Annotated in this window: 14 protein-coding genes, 2 tRNA genes and 2 pseudogenes; 17 read left to right on the forward strand and 1 reads right to left on the reverse strand. The window is 27.7% G+C overall.

All coding sequences use genetic code 11. The annotated features are described in order from the left end of the window. Positions 1–840: 840 nt before the first annotated feature. The 11 genes and pseudogenes from NG901_RS02100 (at position 841) to NG901_RS02145 (ending at position 12,026) form a co-directional block, all read left to right on the forward strand. A complete protein-coding gene (locus NG901_RS02100) occupies positions 841–1,530 on the forward strand; it encodes a hypothetical protein (protein WP_252212098.1) in 690 nt (229 codons plus the stop codon). A 14-nt stretch (positions 1,531–1,544) separates the two neighbouring features. Beyond that, positions 1,545–1,910, forward strand: a pseudogene (locus NG901_RS17280) (RpnC/YadD family protein); the annotation flags it as partial. Positions 1,911–2,313: 403 nt separating this feature from the next. Further along, positions 2,314–3,588, forward strand: coding sequence for a S41 family peptidase (locus tag NG901_RS02105; protein WP_252212099.1), 1,275 nt, complete (start codon positions 2,314–2,316; stop codon positions 3,586–3,588). Positions 3,589–3,638: 50 nt separating this feature from the next. Next, the gene (locus tag NG901_RS02110; protein ID WP_252212100.1) at positions 3,639–4,895 is read left to right on the forward strand and encodes a cytoplasmic protein; all 1,257 of its coding nucleotides are present in this window, start codon (positions 3,639–3,641) and stop codon (positions 4,893–4,895) included. Between the two features lie 307 nt (positions 4,896–5,202). Next, positions 5,203–6,906 (forward strand): hydroxylamine reductase, encoded by a 1,704-nt coding sequence (gene hcp, locus NG901_RS02115; RefSeq protein ID WP_252212101.1) that lies wholly within the window; start codon positions 5,203–5,205, stop codon positions 6,904–6,906. 284 nt (positions 6,907–7,190) lie between these two features. Next, positions 7,191–8,378 (forward strand): phosphoenolpyruvate hydrolase family protein, encoded by a 1,188-nt coding sequence (locus NG901_RS02120; protein WP_252212102.1) that lies wholly within the window; start codon positions 7,191–7,193, stop codon positions 8,376–8,378. Between the two features lie 146 nt (positions 8,379–8,524). After that, a complete protein-coding gene (locus tag NG901_RS02125) occupies positions 8,525–9,733 on the forward strand; it encodes a Tm-1-like ATP-binding domain-containing protein (RefSeq protein WP_252212103.1) in 1,209 nt (402 codons plus the stop codon). 103 nt (positions 9,734–9,836) lie between these two features. Then, positions 9,837–10,658: a phosphoenolpyruvate hydrolase family protein gene (locus NG901_RS02130; protein ID WP_252212104.1), complete on the forward strand. Its 822-nt coding sequence runs from the start codon at positions 9,837–9,839 to the stop codon at positions 10,656–10,658. 270 nt (positions 10,659–10,928) lie between these two features. Beyond that, a tRNA-Arg gene (locus NG901_RS02135) sits at positions 10,929–11,005 on the forward strand. Positions 11,006–11,009: 4 nt separating this feature from the next. Next, positions 11,010–11,085: transfer RNA gene (locus NG901_RS02140), tRNA-Lys, on the forward strand. Positions 11,086–11,261: 176 nt separating this feature from the next. Continuing rightward, positions 11,262–12,026 carry a protease inhibitor I42 family protein gene (locus NG901_RS02145; protein WP_252212105.1) on the forward strand — a complete coding sequence of 255 codons (765 nt, stop codon included), beginning with the start codon at positions 11,262–11,264 and terminating at the stop codon, positions 12,024–12,026. Between the two features lie 128 nt (positions 12,027–12,154). Here the strand turns inward: NG901_RS02145 and NG901_RS02150 are convergent, their stop codons facing one another. Beyond that, on the reverse strand, positions 12,155–12,955 hold the full coding sequence (locus NG901_RS02150) for an SDR family NAD(P)-dependent oxidoreductase (RefSeq protein ID WP_252212106.1): 801 nt from the start codon (positions 12,953–12,955) through the stop codon (positions 12,155–12,157). A 201-nt stretch (positions 12,956–13,156) separates the two neighbouring features. On the opposite strand from NG901_RS02150, the gene NG901_RS02155 reads away from it, so the two are divergent. From NG901_RS02155 to NG901_RS02180, 6 genes and pseudogenes are all read left to right on the forward strand, one after another. Beyond that, a complete protein-coding gene (locus tag NG901_RS02155; RefSeq protein WP_252212107.1) occupies positions 13,157–14,257 on the forward strand; it encodes a response regulator transcription factor in 1,101 nt (366 codons plus the stop codon). Positions 14,258–14,372: 115 nt separating this feature from the next. Continuing rightward, positions 14,373–15,473, forward strand: a complete 1,101-nt coding sequence (locus NG901_RS02160; protein WP_252212108.1) for a PQQ-dependent sugar dehydrogenase — start codon at positions 14,373–14,375, stop codon at positions 15,471–15,473. 53 nt (positions 15,474–15,526) lie between these two features. Continuing rightward, positions 15,527–15,688: pseudogene (locus tag NG901_RS02165) on the forward strand (peptide-methionine (R)-S-oxide reductase); the annotation flags it as partial. Between the two features lie 301 nt (positions 15,689–15,989). After that, complete coding sequence (locus tag NG901_RS17220) at positions 15,990–16,955, forward strand: helix-turn-helix domain-containing protein (RefSeq protein WP_252212109.1); 966 nt, start codon at positions 15,990–15,992, stop codon at positions 16,953–16,955. A gap of 404 nt (positions 16,956–17,359) precedes the next feature. Beyond that, the gene (locus NG901_RS02175) at positions 17,360–19,174 is read left to right on the forward strand and encodes an ABC transporter ATP-binding protein (RefSeq protein ID WP_252212110.1); all 1,815 of its coding nucleotides are present in this window, start codon (positions 17,360–17,362) and stop codon (positions 19,172–19,174) included. Further along, positions 19,167–20,915 (forward strand): ABC transporter ATP-binding protein, encoded by a 1,749-nt coding sequence (locus NG901_RS02180; RefSeq protein ID WP_252212111.1) that lies wholly within the window; start codon positions 19,167–19,169, stop codon positions 20,913–20,915. Before NG901_RS02175 ends, NG901_RS02180 begins: the two co-directional genes overlap by 8 nt. Positions 20,916–20,934: the final 19 nt, after the last annotated feature.

The following is a 20,934-nucleotide window of genomic DNA, read 5'->3' on the forward strand; positions in this document are numbered from 1 at the left end:
ATAGAGATTTAAGACCTTAAATTTCAGTTTGTTAATGAGTTTCTTAAATGAGTTTCTTATTTGTACATTATTTAATTTGGAAATAAATAACATATTTAAATATAATGTGAAATAAGAACTTGTTATACACTTAAAAGTATATAAAATGAGAGGTATTTATATATTTAAATTGGCAGTATTAGTAGTCAAAGATAAGGATTCAAATCTTCTAATTCCACTAACAAAAGTTCATTTTCTTCAGTTCTACAAGCATCAACTCTTTGAATTCCATGAGTTAAATTGTTCCACTGAATAAATTTTTGTGCAAATTCTAAATCCTCTTTAGTAGGTACATATTCCTTAAGCTCCCATCTTTATATGCAAAATCTAAAAAGTTAAATACTACGTAACATTAAGAAAGTGTATAATCTGTCGATTGAACAAAAATTTGCGATAAGGAACAAAGTGGAGAATGGAGTTACTAAGTTAGAAAAGTTAAAGTGTAATAAGGAAAATGAATCTATGTCGGAAGGTGAAATAAAAGAAGTTTTGGACAAAATAAAATAGAAGAAATAAGTAAGAATGATGAAGCTAAGAACAAAAATACATAGAGAATTTATTAATGGGGTAGAATATAATAGAAATTAAAATTAAGAACTCTAGAAATAGGGTTCTTTTATGATGCAATAAAGTAGAGATACATAATAATATTAAATTTAAATATTTATAGTAATAAAATTAAATATGGTTTAGGCATCAGCTAGTTAAAAATATTGATAATTTTATGGATTGAATTAAATAACAGTTTATATAGATATAAGATAGTTTTAATATAAAATATTGTTTTAGGAGGTGTCTTATTTGGATAATTATAAAGACAAAGTAAAAAAATATCTAATAACATTTACTATAATAATCGTATTAGTTATTTTATGTATATTTTTATTATGGATAAGTAAAGGTGGAGATTATAAGTTATATTATTCAACAATAGGATGTCTATTAGGAGGATTTGTTGGAGGTACAGGAACTTTAATAGCTGTTGTTATAACTACAGAAGAAACAAGAAAAATTCAACAAGAAAATAAGAAAGCTATAATGTACAAAGAATATTTGGAAGATGTAAAAAGAAATAAACCAATATTAATATTAAAAGAACAAGATTTAGGTAACGATTATGTTAAAGAAGTGAGATTTAGTATTGGCACAATATATAATACAAATGTAAATTTACATGAAATAAAAAATGTAGGAATAGGGATTGCTAAAGATATAAAAATAAGTGCAATAACTAAAAATAATTCTAATATTAGTGAATTCTATATCAACTTATTGGAAAAAGATGGAGTTGTAAAAGAGTACTCAATAAGAAACTCTCAAGGAAATAGAATGGAAGGAAATGTAGGAAAAATAGAAATAGAATGTAAAGATATTTTTGATAATTTATATTGGACAATTTATGATGTAGAGGAATTTAAAATTCAACATCAGGTATATTTAAAGATAACCAAAATTAAACATAATAAAAAAATTAAAATAAATAGTATTTAAACTAGGTTAAGTAAGATGAAGATATTTATGAAGCAAAAATAAACCTAGCAGAAGAATTAGTAAACTATGATAAGGTAAAAAATAATTAGCAAATAAAAGCCTTGGTAGATTTTTTAGAGTATTTATTTTTAATTCAAAGTTCTGAAATAGAAAAGAAATATGATGATTATAAAAAGAAAAAAGGAGGGGCATTGAAAATGACTGTTGATGAAATAAGAAAAAGACATTATACATAAAAAGGTAAAGAAGAAGGAGAAAAAATTAAGGCGCTAGAAATAGCAAAAAATTTACTAGATATCTTAGATAATAAAACAATAGCAATAAAAACTGGATTAACAGAAGAAGAAATATATGCTCTTAGAAAAAAAGAAGGTAATTAGTATTTTTTAGAAACACTTAGGATTTAATTATCTTAGGTGTTTTTTTCTGTGCAATTCTATTAAAGTGTATAATTTAACTAGAATACTAAACAGTCTATTTTACCAGCCATAAATTTATATAAAACCCTTTAATTTAAGAAAATGGATATTTTACGGTGATTAACCTTAACATGAGATGTATTTAAATAATGGCATGGAAACCATGATAACTAGTGTAAATAATGTTTAACCTTAACATGAGATGTATTTAATTATATTACAAACATCAGCACCGAATGTGTTGGTGTTTTTTGATTTTTATATGGAAAAATATAGAGTATAATAGAATTTGCAAAGAAATTTATAGAAATATAGTGTATATTAGATTACTATAAATAATAATTTAGTGATGGGGGTATTAATAATGAAATTTAATAAGAAGGGGAAGGTTATTGCTACTATTGTACTTGTAATTGCAGTAGTTATAGGAATATTTGCTTTTAAAATATTTCATAGAGTAACTAACTCTCCTATGATTAAAAGTGAAGATAGAAATGAGAAATTTATAGCAGATATTGAGTTCTTAAAAAAGGAATTACCTAAAAAGCATAAGAATTTATTTTTTTCTAAATCAGAAGAAGAATTTAATGATGAGATTGACTCACTAATTAACAATGTTTCAAGATATAGTGATGAAGAGATAAATGGTGAACTTGCAAAAATAATAGTATCTATTAATGACAGTCATACTAATGTAGATATTATGGGTTCACTAGCTTATCCATTAAATTTCTTTCAGTTTGGAAATGATATATATCTTGTTGATGGGGATTCAGAATATAAAGAGTATTTGGGAAAAAAGCTTGTTTCAATAAATGGATATTCAATAAATGAATTAAAAGAAAAATTAGAACCTTTTATATCCAAGGATAATGAAGCTATAAGTAAAAATCAATTTTCAATATTATTAAAATGTGTAGAAGTATTAAAACTTAGTGGAATAGTAAAGGAAGATAATGCAACCTTTACATTTGAGGATTCATCTAATGCTGATGTTATGATAAAACCAGTTACAATGGAAGAGTATATGAATATAACAACATTATCAAGTGATGAAGAGTTTAAAAATAGATTTCCTATATCAAAACAGAACTCAAATGATAATTATTGGTTTAAGTACATTGAAGAAGAAAATACTGTGTATGTAAAATACAATTCATGTATGGAAATGAAGGAGTATTCTTTTTCTAACTTCACTAAGGATGTATTTAATGTTATTGATACAAAAAATGCAATTAAATTAGTTGTAGATTTAAGAGATAATGGTGGAGGGAATTCTAGAATTTTTGAAGCATTTTTAGATGAAATAAAGAAAAGAGAAGATATAAATAAAGAAGGGAATCTCTATGCTATTATAGGAAGGAGAACATTCTCATCAGCAGTACTAAATGCAATGAGCCTTAGAAATGAAACTAATGCTACATTAATAGGAGAGCCAACAGGTGGAAAACCTAATCATTTTGGAGAGGTAAAAACTATACATTTATCTAATGTGAATATTGATGTTAATTATTCAAGCAATTATTTTAAAACCTCAGATAAAGATACAGATTCAATTTATCCAGATATAGAAATAAATTTAAATGCAGAATCATTCTTTAATGGACAAGATGACTTTTTGGATTATGTAATAAGATAATAAATACTATAATTGCATAGGAATAGATTGCTAAATTATTAGGAGGAAAAATGTTAATTAATAAAATACTAGAAAAATTTAATAAACCATCAGTAACTAAAATGGATAATTTAAATGGGGAAGATATATTATTTAAAGTAAAAAACGGTCTTGGAAAATTAACTATGAAATTTGCTAAGGATATAAACAGTGATATAAAGGCAACATTTTATTTAGGAGATACTCCGTTAATTATGTGTAATTCAGAATATTGTCCAACTTGTTCTACAATGATTGCGTTAGCTGAAGGAAGAGATGAAGCAGATGATGAGGTTGTTGAAATTTTAAGTGAACTAAATAATATAGAAGGTTTAGAAGATAGTTTTTCTAAAATAAGTTCCATATTATCTTTACTAGAAGATGGATACTATGTTTTAAAAGAAACAGAGTTTTTTCCTACAGATGGTGAAGGAAATTTCTTTTGGAATTTAAAAATGAAGGCTAAAAATTATATGGCAAGTGCAGACTATTATGCTCCTAATTATGGAACTGTTATTATAGAACCTAAGTTTTTATTACCTTCTCAAGGAACTGATTGTTATAACAAAGATAGAGTAGATTATTATAGAGAGAAAATTAGAAATGGAGAAAAGTTCTTTGGCTTAGCTATTGAAATGAGGGGTGCACTTGGATTATTAATAGATGGACATCATAAGGCTACAGCTTGTTATTTGGAAGGAAAACCAATACGCTGCATAACCATTATAAACACATTTTCATATAAGAATTTTAATTCTAAAGAAGAAGGAATTTCCTATACAGGCAATAATATTAAATATTCTGATATAAAAGATGGAGATAGTATAAAGGAGTTTTATGAAAAGAAGAGTGAAAATAAAAAAAGGAATATTTCATATAAAGAGGTTTATCTAAAAGAAAAAGATATTAAATCTATTGATATTGGTATTCCTAAAGAAAAATTTCCAGACTATGATACTTATGCATTATCAACTCTTGCTAGTGATACATCTGAAGAAAAAATAAGAGATTTATTAAATTATATTGGTGAAGATCCATTAGAGGAACTTGAGGAAGTATTTTATAATCTTAGAGTTAATGATAAAAAAGGAGCAAGAGAACTTTGTTTTTCTATTCTTTTATTAGAGTGCTTTCAAAATCTTTGGGATGAATGTGTAATGTTTTTATCTCAATATAATGATGAAGAGGTTCAGGAATTGTTTGTTAATTTGTTGGTTGAGTATGGATTTGAGTATGGACATAATAATATGAAACATATTATTGATGAATATTTTAAAAGACTAATTTAGTAGTATATTTTAATTTTTTATGATTTTAAAGAATTAAAAAACTTGATTACAATGAGTATATAAGTAAAGATAAAAACAGACACATAGTCAGCATATATTTAAAAGAATTTAATTGATGAATGCTATAACATCAATTAGGTTCTTTTTTTTGTATTAAATAATTATAAAAAAATTATTAATTTTAAATTAGTAACATATGTTACAGAAAAAGTGAAAAGAATATAGTAAAATTTGAATTGTTAAAGTTAAGAAATAACAAAAAGAAATTAATAATTTTTATATAAAAAGAGAAATAGGAGGACATAATATGTCAATGTTTTGTTATCAATGTCAAGAAACAGCAGGGTGTAAAGGCTGTACTAAAGTAGGTGTTTGTGGTAAAGACGAACATGTAGCAAAGGCTCAAGATTTATTAATATATGTAACTAAAGGACTAGCTATAGTAAGTAATGAGGGAAGAAAAGTTGGAGTTACAGATAGTAAAGTTGATAAATACATAACAGAAAATTTATTTATAACAATTACAAATGCTAATTTTGATAGAGATTCTATTTTAGATAGAGTAAGAGAAACTTTAAAATTAAGAGAAATTCTAAAAGCTAAAGTTATTAAAGCTGGTGGTAAAGTTGGAGAGGTAAAAGTAAGTGGTGGTTTCTTCAAAAAAATATTTGGAATGCAAACTACAGAAATGATAATGCCAGATGCAGCAACTTGGACAGCTGATAATACGATAGAATTTGATGCAAAGGCTGAAAAAGTTGGGGTTCTTTCAACTGAAAATGAGGATATAAGAAGCTTAAGAGAACTTATAACTTATGGATTAAAAGGATTATCTGCTTATATGAAGCATGCTATGAACTTAAAATATAACAATGAAGAAGTTCATGCATTCATGGCAAAAGCATTAGCAGCTACAATAAATGATAGTTTAACTGTTGATGAATTAGTTACACTTGCATTAGAAGCTGGTAAATTTGGTGTAGATGGTATGGCATTACTTGATAAAGCTAATACTGAAAGTTATGGACATCCTGAAATAACAACTGTAGATATTGGAGTTAGAACTAATCCAGGAATATTAATTTCAGGACATGATTTAAAAGACTTAGAAATGTTACTTAAGCAAACAGAAGGAACTGGAGTCGATGTATATACTCATGGAGAAATGCTTGCTGGACAATATTATCCAAAATTTAAGAAATATAAACATTTTGCAGGAAATTATGGTAATGCATGGTGGAAACAAAAAGAAGAATTTGAAAAGTTTAATGGACCAATCCTTATGACTACAAACTGTATAGTTATTCCAAAGGATTCTTATAAAAACAGATTATTTACAACTGGTGCTACAGGAATGCCAGGATGTGCTCATATAGAAGCTAAGGCTGATGGAACAAAAGATTTTTCAGAAGTTATAGAAATGGCTAAAAAATGCAGTGCACCTACTGAAATAGAAAAAGGACAAATCGTTGGTGGATTTGCGCATAACCAAGTTTTAGGCCTTGCAGACAAAGTTGTAGATGCTGTTAAAACTGGTGCTATAAAGAGATTCTTTGTAATGGCTGGTTGTGATGGAAGAGCTAAATCAAGAAATTATTATACTGATTTTGCAGAAAAATTACCTAAAGATACAGTTATATTAACTGCAGGATGTGCTAAATATAAATATAATAAATTAAATTTAGGTGATATTGGTGGAATTCCAAGAGTGTTAGATGCAGGACAATGTAATGATTCATATTCATTAGTTGTTATAGCACTAAAACTTCAAGAAGTATTTGGACTAGATGATGTGAATAAATTACCTATATCATATAATATAGCATGGTATGAACAAAAAGCTGTAATAGTATTATTATCATTATTACATTTAGGTGTTAAAAACATTCATTTAGGACCAACACTTCCAGCATTCCTTTCACCAAATGTTGCTAAAGTATTAATAGATAACTTTGGAATTGGTGGAATAACTAATGTAGAAGATGATATGAAGATGTTTATGGAAAGTTAACAACAGTGAAAGTCTAGTTAAAAAAATTAGAAAATTATAAAGAAAAATGATATGTTCCCTTTATAGTAGACAGTTAAAATAATAAAACTGTTTCTATAAAGGGATATTTTATTCTTTAGGAATTTATATTATTAAAAATATATTTTATGTTAAATTAAATTTTCTTGATATGGTAAAATGAATTTAATTAAAGATAAAAAGTTGGTTTTTTATTAGATAACACATTAGGATTAGATTTAAATATAGTAATTAAAGTATTAGAATTAGGTAATGAGGTATAAAACATGGTGTCAAGAGAAGAGATAATTAGAAATTTAAATTTACAAATAAAAATTAATAGTCATATTATTGGTGTTGCAACAGGTGCTGGTGTTACGGCTAAATATGCACAAAGGGGTGGAGCTGATCTATTGCTTACTCTTAATTCAGGAAGATTTAGACAGATGGGAAGAAGCTCACTTGCAGGAATACTACCATTTGCCAATAGCAATGATATGGTAATGGAATTTGCATTAAGGGAAGTTGTTCCACTTATAAAAGATATTCCTGTTATTTTTGGATTAAATGCAACAGATCCAACAATAGATTTAGAAGAATATATAGAGAATATACAAAATAAAGGATTTTCGGGAATTAATAATTATCCGACTGTAGGAATAATTGATGGAATATTTGGAAAGGCATTGGAAGAAGAGGGATGCAGTTACAGTTTAGAAGTTGAAGCTATTAAAATTGCTCATAAAAAGAACTTATTTACTATAGCATTTGTTTTTAGTAAAGAACAAGCAAGTGATATGTTAGATGCAGGAGCAGATATTATATGTGTGCATTTAGGATTAACAGAGGGTGGAATGCTTGGAGCTAAAAAGATATTATCTTTAGAGGCAGCTAAGGAAAAGGCAAAATCAATTTTTGATTTATGTGATAAAATTAGACCAAATGTAATTAAAATGATATATGGGGGACCTATTAAAACACCAGTAGACGTTCAATATATGTATAATAATTGCAACACTATGGGATATATTGGTGGATCAGCTTTTGAAAGAATACCATCTGAAAAATATATAACTAATATAACTAGAGAATTTAAATATTCAGGTAATTTAGAAAAAGATGATTTTTTAAATAAAATGTTAGATGGAATAACAAAGCATTATGACTATGTAGAATTTGTAAAAGAATATGTATCTAAAAACTACATGAATAATATATCTTTTTTAGAATTAGCTATGGTTGCAAATATTTCTAGAACACATTTAAGTAGTCTTTTTAAAAAAGAAGTTGGATGTAGCTTCCCACAATATTTAGTTAAATTTAGAATGAATAAAGCAGCAGAAATAATAAAAAAAGAAAATATACGATTATCAGAGGTTGCAGAATTAGTTGGATATGATGATTATGCACATTTTAGTAAAATGTTTAAAAAATATATAGGAAAATCACCAAAAATATACAGGGAAAGTACATAAACACAATTTTAAAATACATAAGTACATTTACTGCAAATTAGAAAAACGTTATCATTAACTTGTAAGTTGTGATAACGTTTTTTTAAAACTAAAAATTATGAGTGGACAAGGTAAAAATTAATTTATATTATGGGGAGTTGAGGATTATGAAAACTATAGCAATTGCAGGAACTTTTGATTCAAAGGGTGTTGAATATTTATATGTAAAAAAATTAATTGAGGGTATAGGATTAAAACCATTTACTATTCATACAGGTGTATTTGAACCAAAATTTAAACCAGATGTTTCAAATCAAGAGGTGGCTAGAGCAGTTGGTGAAGATATTTACGAAATTGCAGCTAAAAAGGATAGAGCATTGGCAACAGAAATTCTTTCAAAAGGAATGGAGAAATTGGTTCCTAAATTATATGAACAAGGTAAGTTTGATGGAATTATTTCATTTGGTGGTACTGGTGGAACATCACTTATTACACCAGCTATGAGAGCTCTACCAATTGGAGTACCAAAAGTTATGGTATCAACAGTAGCTTCAGGAAATACTGAACAATATGTTGGTTCAAGTGATATAGTCATGGTACCATCAATAGTTGATGTGGCTGGTCTTAATTCAATATCAACAAAAATCTTTGCAAATGCTGTGTTTGCAATAGCTGGAATGGTGAATTTTGAAAATAAAGAGATTATAGAAAAGAAACCACTAGTAGCCGCAACAATGTTTGGTGTAACAACGCCATGTGTAAATTATGCAAGAAAATATCTTGAAGAAAGAGGATATGAAGTATTAGTATTCCATGCAACAGGAGTTGGTGGGAAATCTATGGAGCATCTAATAAAAGGTGGTTTTATCAAGGGCGTTTTGGATTTAACAACTACAGAATGGTGTGATGAACTAGTTGGAGGCGTGTTAGGTGCAGGTCACAACAGATTAGAAGCAGCTGGAAAGAATAATATACCTCAAGTTGTATCAGTAGGAGCATTAGACATGGTAAACTTTGGACCAATAGACACTGTTCCAAAGAAGTTTGAAGGTAGAAATTTCTATAAACATAACCCAACTGTTACATTAATGAGAACTACTGTTGAAGAAAATAAAATCATTGGTGAAAAGATAGCTGAAAAGTTAAATATGGCTACAGGAAATACAGCACTATTCTTACCTTTAAAAGGCGTATCAATGTTAGATGAAAAGGGACAACAATTCTATGGAGAAGAAGAAGATAAAATGCTTTTTGATACATTAAAGAATTGTATAAATAAAGATGTTGTAGAGATAGAAGAACTAAATCTTGCAATAAATGACAAAGAGTTTGGAGAAGCAGCAGCTAAAAAGCTTATAGATTTAATGAGTAAATAATATAGTTTAAAGTCTTATTACTAGAAAATAATGATATTTATAGATAACTATTAACATTATTAAAAATAGAATTTAAAAACAGTAAAATTAGGAGGAATTAATTATGAAAAGAGCAGAAATTATTAAGAAATTTAAAGAGGAAATAGCTAAAGGAAATTCTTTATTAGGAGTTGGCGCCGGTACAGGTATTACAGCTAAAAGTAGTGAAGCTGGTGGAGCAGATATGCTTATAATATATAATTCAGGAAAATATAGAATGGCAGGTCGTGGATCTTTAGCAGGATTATTATCATATGGTGATGCAAATCAAATTGTTGTAGAAATGGGAGCAGAAGTATTACCAGTTGTTAAACATACTCCAGTACTTGCAGGAGTTTGTGGTACAGATCCATTTAGAGTAATGGAAGTTTATTTAAAGCAACTTAAAGAACAAGGATTTTCAGGCGTTCAAAACTTCCCAACTGTTGGTTTAATAGATGGAGTGTTTAGACAAAATCTTGAAGAAACAGGAATGGGATATGACTTAGAAGTTGAAATGATTAGAAAAGCACATGAATTAGACATGCTTACTACTCCATATGTATTTGATCCAGAACAAGCAAAAGCAATGGCTGAAGCTGGTGCAGATATTCTAGTAGCTCATATGGGATTAACTACAAAAGGAACAATTGGAGCTAAGACTGCTTTAACACTTGATGACTGTGTTGAAAAAATAGAAGCTATTATAAAAGCTGGTAGAGCTGTTAATCCAGATATTATGGTTATTTGCCATGGAGGTCCAATTGCAGAACCTGATGATGCAGCATATGTAATTGAAAAAACAGAAGGAATAGATGGTTTCTTTGGTGCATCAAGTATTGAAAGATTTGCTGCTGAAAGAGGTATAAAAGCACAAGCAGAAGCATTTAAATCAATTAAAAAATAATAAATACTAATATAATATTTAATTTAAGGCTATGTTTTAGCAGCGTGTTAATATATACATATTACCCCTGGGGTCCATAAAATGGAAATAACAAATGTCTAAATTTATACTATATTAGGATTTTAGTGGGCAAATTGTAAAAACAGTGTTGACAATTTATATTATGTATCTTATAATAATCAAGCAGTCAAGTTGTAGAGACTTTATGTTTGAGAATGTTTTAAATAATAAAGTTTAAAATTTGGTTATAAGATACATATGTTAAATTATGCGTTTTTAGCTCAGCTGGATAGAGCAACGCCCTTCTAAGGCGTGGGCCAGGGGTTCGAATCCCTTAAAACGCACCATTTTGGTTCACTAGCTCAGTCGGTAGAGCACATGACTTTTAATCATGGTGTCCCGGGTTCGATTCCCGGGTGAGCCACCAAACTTAGTCTAAAGTAGAAATGTAGATTTTTACTTTAGATTTTTTTATTTTATAAGAAGATTATGAAATTAATACCTAAAAAAGTATGTTAAAATGTAATAAAATAGATTATTTATATTATTAATATAAATAAAAATAATCTTTAGCATAAAAACAATATAGAGAGGCGAGATATAATGAAAAAATCAAAGATTTTGTTAACAGGTATTTTAGGTGTGGTACTTAGTTTTTCATTTGTTCCTAAAGAAGCTAATGCTGCTTGGATTAAGGATACAAATGGCTGGTGGTATTCGCAATTAAATTATGCGATAGGCTGGAAGCAAATAAATAATGCATGGTATTATTTTGATAATAATGGATACATGAAAACAGGATGGATTTATGATAACGGAACTTGGTATTATGCAGACTTAAATGGAGCAATACAAAGTGGTGTTATTGAGGTAAATGGAAAAACATATTACTTAGATAAAAGCGGAGCAATGGCCAAAGGAAATATTGTAATTAATAAAAGAACATATACTTTTGCAATGTCAGGGGAATCTATAGGGGATAAAATTCCACAAGCAACAAAGGCATTTTTATCAAATGGAGTTGAAACAGAACCTACTAAAATTAATAATGTTTATGTAGCTAGTGGAAAAGTAGTAGAGATAAATATTGACGGTAATCCTACAACTGGTTATACTTGGAATTATGAATTTAATACAGGTGGTATTATAAAGGAAGAATGGAAAGATTATAAACAAGATAATGTTGATTCAGAAATTCAAGGAGCGGGTGGAACGTACACTTGGAAGTTTTCAGCTGTAAAAGAAGGTACTACGAAAGTTACTTTTAAATATTATCGTCCTTGGGAAAATGAGATATTAGAAACAAAAACTTATATTTTTACAGTAGATAAAGATCTTAATATTACAGTAGAGGAATGCAATATATAATTGATGATAAAATAAAAAATATATAGATACAGTAATTTATAATGATGTTAAATTAGAGTCTATTTTTAAAATGAAGTAATAAATGCCTAGAGAAAAATCTTTAGGCATTTTTGACTTTGTTTTAGTTACTATTGTTCTTCAGTAGAACATGTTTGCATCATAAGGATGTCCATTCCACTATTTAGAATATATCCTCCATCAACTCTAAGTATTACACCTGTAATAAATCCTGAATCAGGGCTACATAGGAATGAAACTGCTGAAGCAATATCCTTTGGCTCACCAATCTTTTTCAAAGGTGTTTCATTAACAAATTTTGTTTCTAAAGCATTTAATGCTTCTTCAGTCATAGAAGTCCTTATAATTCCAGGTTGTATTGCATTCACTGTTATTCCATATGAGCCAAGTTCTTTAGCTAATGAATAAGTAAATCCAACGAGTGCTGTTTTAGCAGTAGAATAATTAATATTTCCTGCAAAACCAAATACACCTGCAATAGATGACATATTTACGATTCTTCCATAATTATTATTTTTCATAAATTTAGCACATGCTCTTGAACAATAAAAAGCTCCGTATAAATGAGTTTTTATAAGACTATCCCAATCACTATCTGACATATTAGTGCAAAATGTAGGAGGTGTTGAAAGTCCGGCATTGTTTATGAGAATGTCAATTTTACCATGTTTAGTATATATTTCTTTAAATACACTTTCTACATTTTCTTTATTAGAAACATCCATTTTATAAGTTTCTGCATATCCGTTTAAATCTTCAATTAGTTTTTTAGTTTCATTGATATTGGCATCTCTTCTTCCAGTAATCATAACTTTAATACCACGTTTAGCAAATTCTATACATATATCACGTCCTATACCTGAACCACCGCCAGTTATAACTGCAATTTGATTTTTTATATTTTCACACATTATTGCACGTCCTTCCTTAATTATCTAACTAAATTATTGCAAATTTTATAATTAATATCTATGGGTAAAAGGGATGAAAAGTATTATGCTAAATACGACTTTTTACCTATTTTCTATGGTATAAATATAATTTGGTATATAATAATAAGGAACTTTTAAATATACATGGCATTATAACCAAATGAAGGGAATGGTGGTTTTATGATTAAGTCTCAGCTTAATAAAAAAGACTATGAAAAAATATTTGAATTTGCAACTCAAGTTCAAAATATACAAATTAATTTTAGAAGTACAATATTAATGAATCTTTCAAATATTTTTGGATATAATTATCTAACATTTTTTTTAGCAGACAAAAATGGAAGTCTTATAAATCCAATAGCTACTAACATAAATCCAATATTAACTAAAAAATATATAAACTATTACTACAGTACAGATATCTTTTATCTAGTAAAAGAATCTAATGAAATATTTCAAAAAAATGTTATATCAATAACAGATATAATGCCATATAAGCAATTTGAGAATACTGAATATTATAGGGATTTTTTGTGTTTAGATAATTTGTATTATGAAATTGCAATTCCCTTAAGGATAGGAGAGAGCTTGCTAGGGGGAATAGGAGCTTTTAGACCTAAGGAATTAGGAAATTTTACATCTAAGGATATTTTGATTTTAGAAAAACTTAGTGGTATTATTTCTAATGCTCTTAATAATTATATTAAACTAAATAAAATATCGTATGAACAAGAATTTTTAAAAGACATAACATCAAAGGCACCTATAGGACTAGCTGTTTTAAATAATAGATATTCTATAATATATTCCAATAATATTGCTGAAGATTTTTGTTTAGATATATTAAATGATAGAACATGCTTAAGTCCAATTCAGTATGTAATAGATAAATTATTTATGGAGGGTGAATTTAAAAAAGATGACTCTTCATCTTTTATGTATAGTACTATTAAGAACTATAATTTTAAGGTGGTTTCATCTATAGTGCCAGATGCTTTTAATGGATTGGAATCACTTATGTATATTTATATAACTAAAGAAATATTAAATGAAGATAAAACTTTTGATAAAATTATTTCAGATTATAATTTAACTAATAGAGAAGTGGAAGTTATAAATCTTGTTTCAAAAGGTTTGAGCAACAAAGAAATTTCACAAAAATTATTTATAAGCTGTCATACTGTAAAAACACATATGGAAAATATATTTAAAAAGACACAAGTTGATAATAGAACAAGCCTCATATATAAAATTAATAACATTACATTTTTAAATAAGTAATATAGTAATTAAATAAATAATACAGATAAAATACAATAGATTTTTTTAAAGGAATCTGTATTTTTTTACAATGAAACTTGATAGGTGTATTTATTTAAATTTGGAGGATAGCAGTATGAAAAAAACAATTTATAATATTTTATCTAATACTATATTTCACGGAAGAAATACAACTAAAATAAAAACAAGAGAAATTACATCAAGGCAGTTTCCTTATAAAATTGAAGTTATTGCTGAAAATTTACATGTACCTTGGGCTATAGCAATAAGTGATGAAGGTACTCTATATTTTACAGAGAGGTCTGGTGCAATTAGAATTATTAAAGATGGTAAACTTTCTTCGCAGCCATTAATAACATTGGATTCACCATTTATAAGTCAAGGTGAAGGAGGGCTAATGGGAATTGCTTTAGATCCCAATTATTCACAAAATCATTATATGTATGTTATGTATTCATATAATGAAGGTAATCAAATATATAATCGTGTTGTTAGATTGTTAGAAAATAATAATAGAGCATTCATCAACAAGATTCTATTAGATAAAATCCCCGGTGGAAGAATTCATAATGGAGGAAGGATAAAGATAGGTCTGGATCAGAAATTATATATTACGACAGGAGATGCAGGAAATTCTGCATTGGCACAAGATTCTAAAAGTACAGCTGGAAAAATATTAAGAATAGAATTAGATGGCACTATTCCTAAAGATAATCCAATTCCTAATTCTTCTGTCTATAGTTTAGGACATCGAAATCCACAAGGTTTAGCATGGAATTCAGAGAATGTTTTATATGAATCAGAACATGGACAATTAGCACATGATGAGATCAATATAATAGAAAAAGGTTCAAATTATGGGTGGCCTCTCGTTCAAGGAAATGAAGAGTCTAAGGAAGTTGTGACACAAAAACCATTAATACAAAGTGGAGAAAACACATGGGCACCTTCTGGAATTGCATTTGTAAATCAAGGACCATGGCAAGGAAAATTACTTGTTGCTAATTTACGTGGACAACAACTATTGGCAATCTCACTTAATGGCAAAGGAACGGTAGTAAAGAATGTAGAATCTTGGTTAAGTAATGAGTATGGACGTTTACGTGAAGTTGTTCAGAGAAAAGATGGATCAATTTATTTAACAACAAGCAATAGAGATGGAAGAGGAAATCCTGATATAACTGATGATAGAATTATTAGACTTGTTTTAAAATAAAAGAACATAAATTTATATTGCTTTCCTTTTGTGTTTTAAGAAAATTAATATAGGTAAGAAGTAAAAATAACGATTCACATATTGGTCATGTATTTAATGATGAACCAAAAGAACTTGGAGGACTTAGATATTATATAAATTCTGCTTCTTTAAAATTTATTCCAAAGAATAAAGTGGAAGAAGAAGGTTATAGAGAATGGTTAAATAAAGTATAGGTTCTAATGAAATGAAAAATGCCCAGAAAGATTTTTGGGCATTTTTTATGTTCTTTATAGATAATATTGAAGTATTAAATGAGTTAAATAAATCAATAAAACATCAAAATCAATAAGAATAAGATAGCAAGTATTAATCTAAATCTATTATATTGACAGATTATTACAATAGATATATACTAAAATTATCAATAAATAATGAAATTTATTATCAATAAAATAAAAACTTTATTATGCTAAAAATCCAATTTACAAATAAAGCTAGACGGATATGTAATAATAGGAATTTAGATAGAAGTAGGTGATAATTATACAAGCTATTATAGAAAAGTATAATTTTTTTGATTCTGATATGAAGATATATAGAAAAACAGACTTAAAAACTATATGTAATATTAAATGTAAAGATGGATTTGGAGTTATGACATGTTATCATGTTTTTCCAGGAATAGATTTAATTTTTAATGATTTCCATTCCTATCACTGTGAAGAAGCTCATAACTTAAAGAGTGAACTAATAGAAATTAATTATTGTCATAAAGGGAGGTATGAAAGTATATTTGATGGCAATAAATATGAATATTTAAAGGAAGGAGATTTAGCATACAATATTGTTGGATCTAACTATGAATCAGGTGGATTTCCAATGGGGCATTATGAAGGTTGCTCAATATTAATAGACTATTCTATAGCAAAAAAATTTTTTTTATGCAATTATAATGATTTAAATATTGATTTAGGCAAGATGAAAAGATTAATGTTTAACAATAATTGGTATTTTATTGAAAAATCGAAACCTGAAATTGTAAATATTTTTAAAGATTTATATAATACACCATCAATTAATAAATTATATTTTTATAAATTAAAAGTTTTAGAAGTATTTTTGTTTTTAAGTAAATATAGAGATGTAAAAGATCAAGAAAAATCTTATTATTATACAAAAGAACAAGTTAATTTAATTAAGGATGTTAGAAATTCAATTTTTGAATATTATAATAGAAAAATCACAGTAAAGGAATTATCAAAGATTTATAATGTAAGCACAACTTTTTTGCAAAATGGATTTAAAGATATTTTAGGTAAAACAGTAGCAGAATATATTAGGGAATTTCGAATATATAAAGCTGCAAAAATGATAAAAGAGACAAATCAAAGTATTATGGAAATTGCATTATGTGTTGGCTATGATAACCCAAGTAAGTTTGCATCTGCATTTAAAAAAGTCATGGGAAGTACACCGCTTAAGTATAGAAACAATTTTTAATTCAAATGGATTATTTTAATTTTTTTGGAGTAGAGAAAGAATAGATGGATTAGTAAAATATGAATTAGTCACATTAAAGAAAATAACAACTCAAAGATGCGACGTATATTTTGTGCCAGACAAGGAGATAAAATCATCTCATAACAGGCTATGGGATGATTTTATCGACACAGTATGATGCAAAATAGACCAGCATACTGACTTATTATTTATTTTAATGTGCCTTAGCTAGAGGAATCTCTGGTTAATTCATATTTTATTTTTTTATCTAGATTTTAAAAAATTATTGATATTTTAAAGTATAAATACTACTTTAAAATTTAAGTCTTAATATTAAATTTAAATTATAGAACAATATCAGTATTTGTTTAAAATTTAGAAAATTATTAAAAGGAGAGGTGAATATGAAAGAAAAAGATGATGAAAAAATTAGTATACTTTCATTTGCAGGTAATTATAAATATTTAACAATATTAGGATGTATCCTGTCAGGAATTAGTGCAATATTAGCACTTGTGCCATATTTATATATATGGAAGGTAGTATATGAGATATTTATGGCATTGCCTAATATTAATAATGCGTCAAATATTGCATATTATGGTTGGATGGCAGTAGCTTTTTCAGTTGGAGCAATTTTAATATATTTTATAGCTCTTATGTGTACTCATTTATCAGCTTTTCGTGTGGCAAGAAATATGAGAAGTCAGGCACTTCATCATATAGTAAAATTACCACTTGGATATTTTACAGAGAATGGAAGCGGTAAGCTTCGTAGAATAATTGATGAAAGTTCAGGGCAAACAGAAACATTTTTAGCACATCAATTACCAGATTTAGTAGGTGCAATTGTAACTCCAATTGCTATGTTAGTACTTTTATTAGCGTTTGATTGGAGATTAGGTATAATTAGCTTAATTCCTATTATTATATCATTTGTATTTTTAAGTAGAATGATGGGAGATAAAAGGAAATCAGCTGTAGAAGAATATCAGAATGCATTAGAGGATATGAACAATGAAGCTGTAGAATATATAAGAGGAATTCCTGTAGTTAAGACATTTGGACAAAGTATATTTTCATTTAAGAATTTTCATGATGCAATTATGAGATATACAAAATGGACAGTAAATTATACTGTATCACTTAGAATTCCTATGTGTAATTTTACTGTGGCTATTAATGGTATTTTTGTATTTTTAATTCCAGCTGGTATCTTATTAATTGCAAGTGCAGTAGATTATAAAGCATTTTTATTAAATTTTATATTTTATATTATATTTACTCCAATTATTACAATTATGGTCAATCGTATAATGTTCATGGGAGAAGGAACTATCATGGCTAAAGATTCAGTAAAACGTGTTTGGAATATATTAAATGAAGAAACATTAAATGAAACAAAAAATCCAAGAAAACCAAAGAATTCAACTATTGAATTTAATAATGTTTCTTTTACTTACAAAGATGCAACTAAACCAGCAATTAAGAATTTATCATTTAAGATAAAGGAAGGATCAACAGTAGCATTTGTTGGGCCATCAGGAGGCGGTAAAACAACAGTTGCAAGTTTGATTCCAAGATTTTGGGATGTGGATACAGGAAGCATAACAATTGGTGGTGCAGATGTAAGAAATATTAAGACAAAGGATTTAATGAATATGGTATCTTTTGTGTTCCAAGAAACAAATTTATTTAAAGAAAGCCTTTTTGAAAATATTAGATTATCAAAACCTAATGCTACAAGAGAAGAAGTATTAAAGGCTGCAAAAGCGGCACAATGTGAAGAAATATTTGAAAAATTTCCAGATGGAATGGATACAATTGTTGGAACTAAAGGAGTATATTTATCAGGAGGAGAAGCTCAACGTATTGCTTTAGCAAGAGCAATTTTAAAAGATGCTCCAATTGTACTTCTTGATGAAGCAACAGCCTTTGCAGATCCAGAGAATGAATATCAAATACAACTTGCTTTTGAAAATTTAACAAAGGGTAAAACTGTACTTATGATTGCACATAGGTTATCAACAATACAAAATTCAGATTGCATTATGGTATTAAAAGATGGAGAAGCTATAGAGAAAGGTACTCATAGTGAGTTGATTAAAAATGGTGAAACTTATGCTTCAATGTGGAAAGATTATCAAAGTTCTATTACTTGGAGAGTAGAAAACTCTTATGTTGAAAATAAGAGAGAGGAGGGAGCTTTGAATGGTTAATTATTTGAGATATAAATTTGCATTAAGTGAACAAGGGGCAAAGGATTTAATTAAAGCAAGTATTGCTTGTACTTTAACAAATATAAGTTTAATGTTTCCAATTGGAATTATATATATTCTTTTAAAGGAAATGATAGATCCTATATTAAATGGAGGAAATCCATCGTTTAATTTAGGAAAATATATAGTTCTTTCAATAGTAGTATTAATTCTTATATTTGTATTCCAATATTTTCAATATAATAAAACATTTTTTGCTTCATATACAGAAAGTGCTAATAAGAGAATATCTTTGGCGGAACAATTAAGAAAATTACCTTTATCTTTTTTTGGTAAAAAAGATTTATCAGATTTAACAACAACTATAATGGGAGATTGTGCAGGTCTTGAAACAGCTTTTTCTCACTATATTCCTGAATTAATAGGTGCTGTATTATCTGTCATTATTGCGTCGATTGGTTTGTTTGTTATGGACTGGAAATTATCAATAGCACTTTTATGGGTTATACCAGTAGCATTTATAATTGTAGTTATTGGTAAGGCACAACAAGATAAAGTAAATAATATAAATAAACAAATAAAGCTTGATTATAATGATAATATTCAAGAATGTATTGAAACAATTCGTGAACTTAAAGCTAATAATAAAAGTAATAGTTATCTAAAAGAATTAGATAAAAAACTAAAAAAATCTGAGAGTATTCAAATTAAAGCAGAACTTAATACGGCAATGTTTGTTGTTTCAGCACAGATGTTATTAAAGATTGGAATTGCAACAGTTGTACTAGTTGGAGGAATGAGTTTATTAAAAGGAGAGACGGATTTACTTACTTTTATTATGTTTTTAATTGCTGCTTCTAGAATATTTGATCCTCTTTCTTCATCACTTATTAATCTTGCAGCTATATTTAGTACATTACTTCAAATAAAGCGTATGCAAGAAATTGAAGGTCAAAAGATTCAAACAGGAATAGATAATGCCACATACAATGGATATGATATGTGCTTTGAGAATGTTGGATTTTCTTATAATGATAATGAACAAGTCTTAAATAATGTATCATTTATAGCAAAGCAAGGAGAAATTACTGCATTAGTAGGTCCAAGCGGTGGAGGTAAAAGTACTGCAGCTAAGTTAGCAGCAAGATTTTGGGATATTGATAAAGGCACAATTACTTTAGGTGGTACTGATATTTCACAGGTTGATCCTGAACATTTGCTTAAAAATTATTCTATAGTATTTCAAGACGTAGTTTTATTTAATAACACTGTTATGGAAAATATTCGTATAGGTAAAAGAAATGCTACAGATGAAGAGGTTATTAAAGCAGCTAAGGCTGCAAGATGTGAGGAATTCATATCTAAAATGCCACAAGGATATAAGACTATTATTGGTGAAAATGGTTGTACATTATCTGGAGGAGAAAGGCAAAGGTTGTCTATTGCAAGAGCATTATTAAAGGATGCTCCAGTTGTACTCCTTGATGAGGCAACAGCGTCACTTGATGTAGAAAATGAGACAAAAATCCAAGAAGCAATTAGTGAACTTGTTAAGAATAAAACAGTTCTTGTAATTGCTCATAGAATGAGGACAGTAGCAGGAGCTGATAAAATCGTTGTCTTAAGTGATGGACATGTAGCAGAAATGGGATCACCAAAAGAATTATTAAATAATGATGGAATTTATACTAACATGGTAAGACTACAAAAGAAAAGTAGTGAATGGAAGTTAATTAAGTAATTCTAATGCCAGTTCGCCT

Origin of the sequence: Clostridium sp. CMCC3677 (assembly GCF_023845585.1) — a bacterium.
GTDB classification, from domain to species: Bacteria; Bacillota; Clostridia; order Clostridiales; family Clostridiaceae; genus Clostridium; species Clostridium aquiflavi.

What these genes read in the sequence shown, in the direction of transcription:
- NG901_RS02180 (WP_252212111.1), top strand. Translation starts at nt 19,167, where the DNA reads ATGGTTAATTATTTGAGATATAAATTTGCATTAAGTGAACAAGGGGCA.
- NG901_RS02130 (WP_252212104.1), top strand. Translation starts at nt 9,837, where the DNA reads ATGAAAAGAGCAGAAATTATTAAGAAATTTAAAGAGGAAATAGCTAAA.
- hcp (WP_252212101.1), top strand. Translation starts at nt 5,203, where the DNA reads ATGTCAATGTTTTGTTATCAATGTCAAGAAACAGCAGGGTGTAAAGGC.
- NG901_RS02120 (WP_252212102.1), top strand. Translation starts at nt 7,191, where the DNA reads ATGGTGTCAAGAGAAGAGATAATTAGAAATTTAAATTTACAAATAAAA.
- NG901_RS02110 (WP_252212100.1), top strand. Translation starts at nt 3,639, where the DNA reads ATGTTAATTAATAAAATACTAGAAAAATTTAATAAACCATCAGTAACT.
- NG901_RS02125 (WP_252212103.1), top strand. Translation starts at nt 8,525, where the DNA reads ATGAAAACTATAGCAATTGCAGGAACTTTTGATTCAAAGGGTGTTGAA.
- NG901_RS02105 (WP_252212099.1), top strand. Translation starts at nt 2,314, where the DNA reads ATGAAATTTAATAAGAAGGGGAAGGTTATTGCTACTATTGTACTTGTA.
- NG901_RS02145 (WP_252212105.1), top strand. Translation starts at nt 11,262, where the DNA reads ATGAAAAAATCAAAGATTTTGTTAACAGGTATTTTAGGTGTGGTACTT.
- NG901_RS02175 (WP_252212110.1), top strand. Translation starts at nt 17,360, where the DNA reads ATGAAAGAAAAAGATGATGAAAAAATTAGTATACTTTCATTTGCAGGT.
- NG901_RS02160 (WP_252212108.1), top strand. Translation starts at nt 14,373, where the DNA reads ATGAAAAAAACAATTTATAATATTTTATCTAATACTATATTTCACGGA.
- NG901_RS02150 (WP_252212106.1), bottom strand. Translation starts at nt 12,955, where the DNA reads ATGTGTGAAAATATAAAAAATCAAATTGCAGTTATAACTGGCGGTGGT.
- NG901_RS02155 (WP_252212107.1), top strand. Translation starts at nt 13,157, where the DNA reads ATGATTAAGTCTCAGCTTAATAAAAAAGACTATGAAAAAATATTTGAA.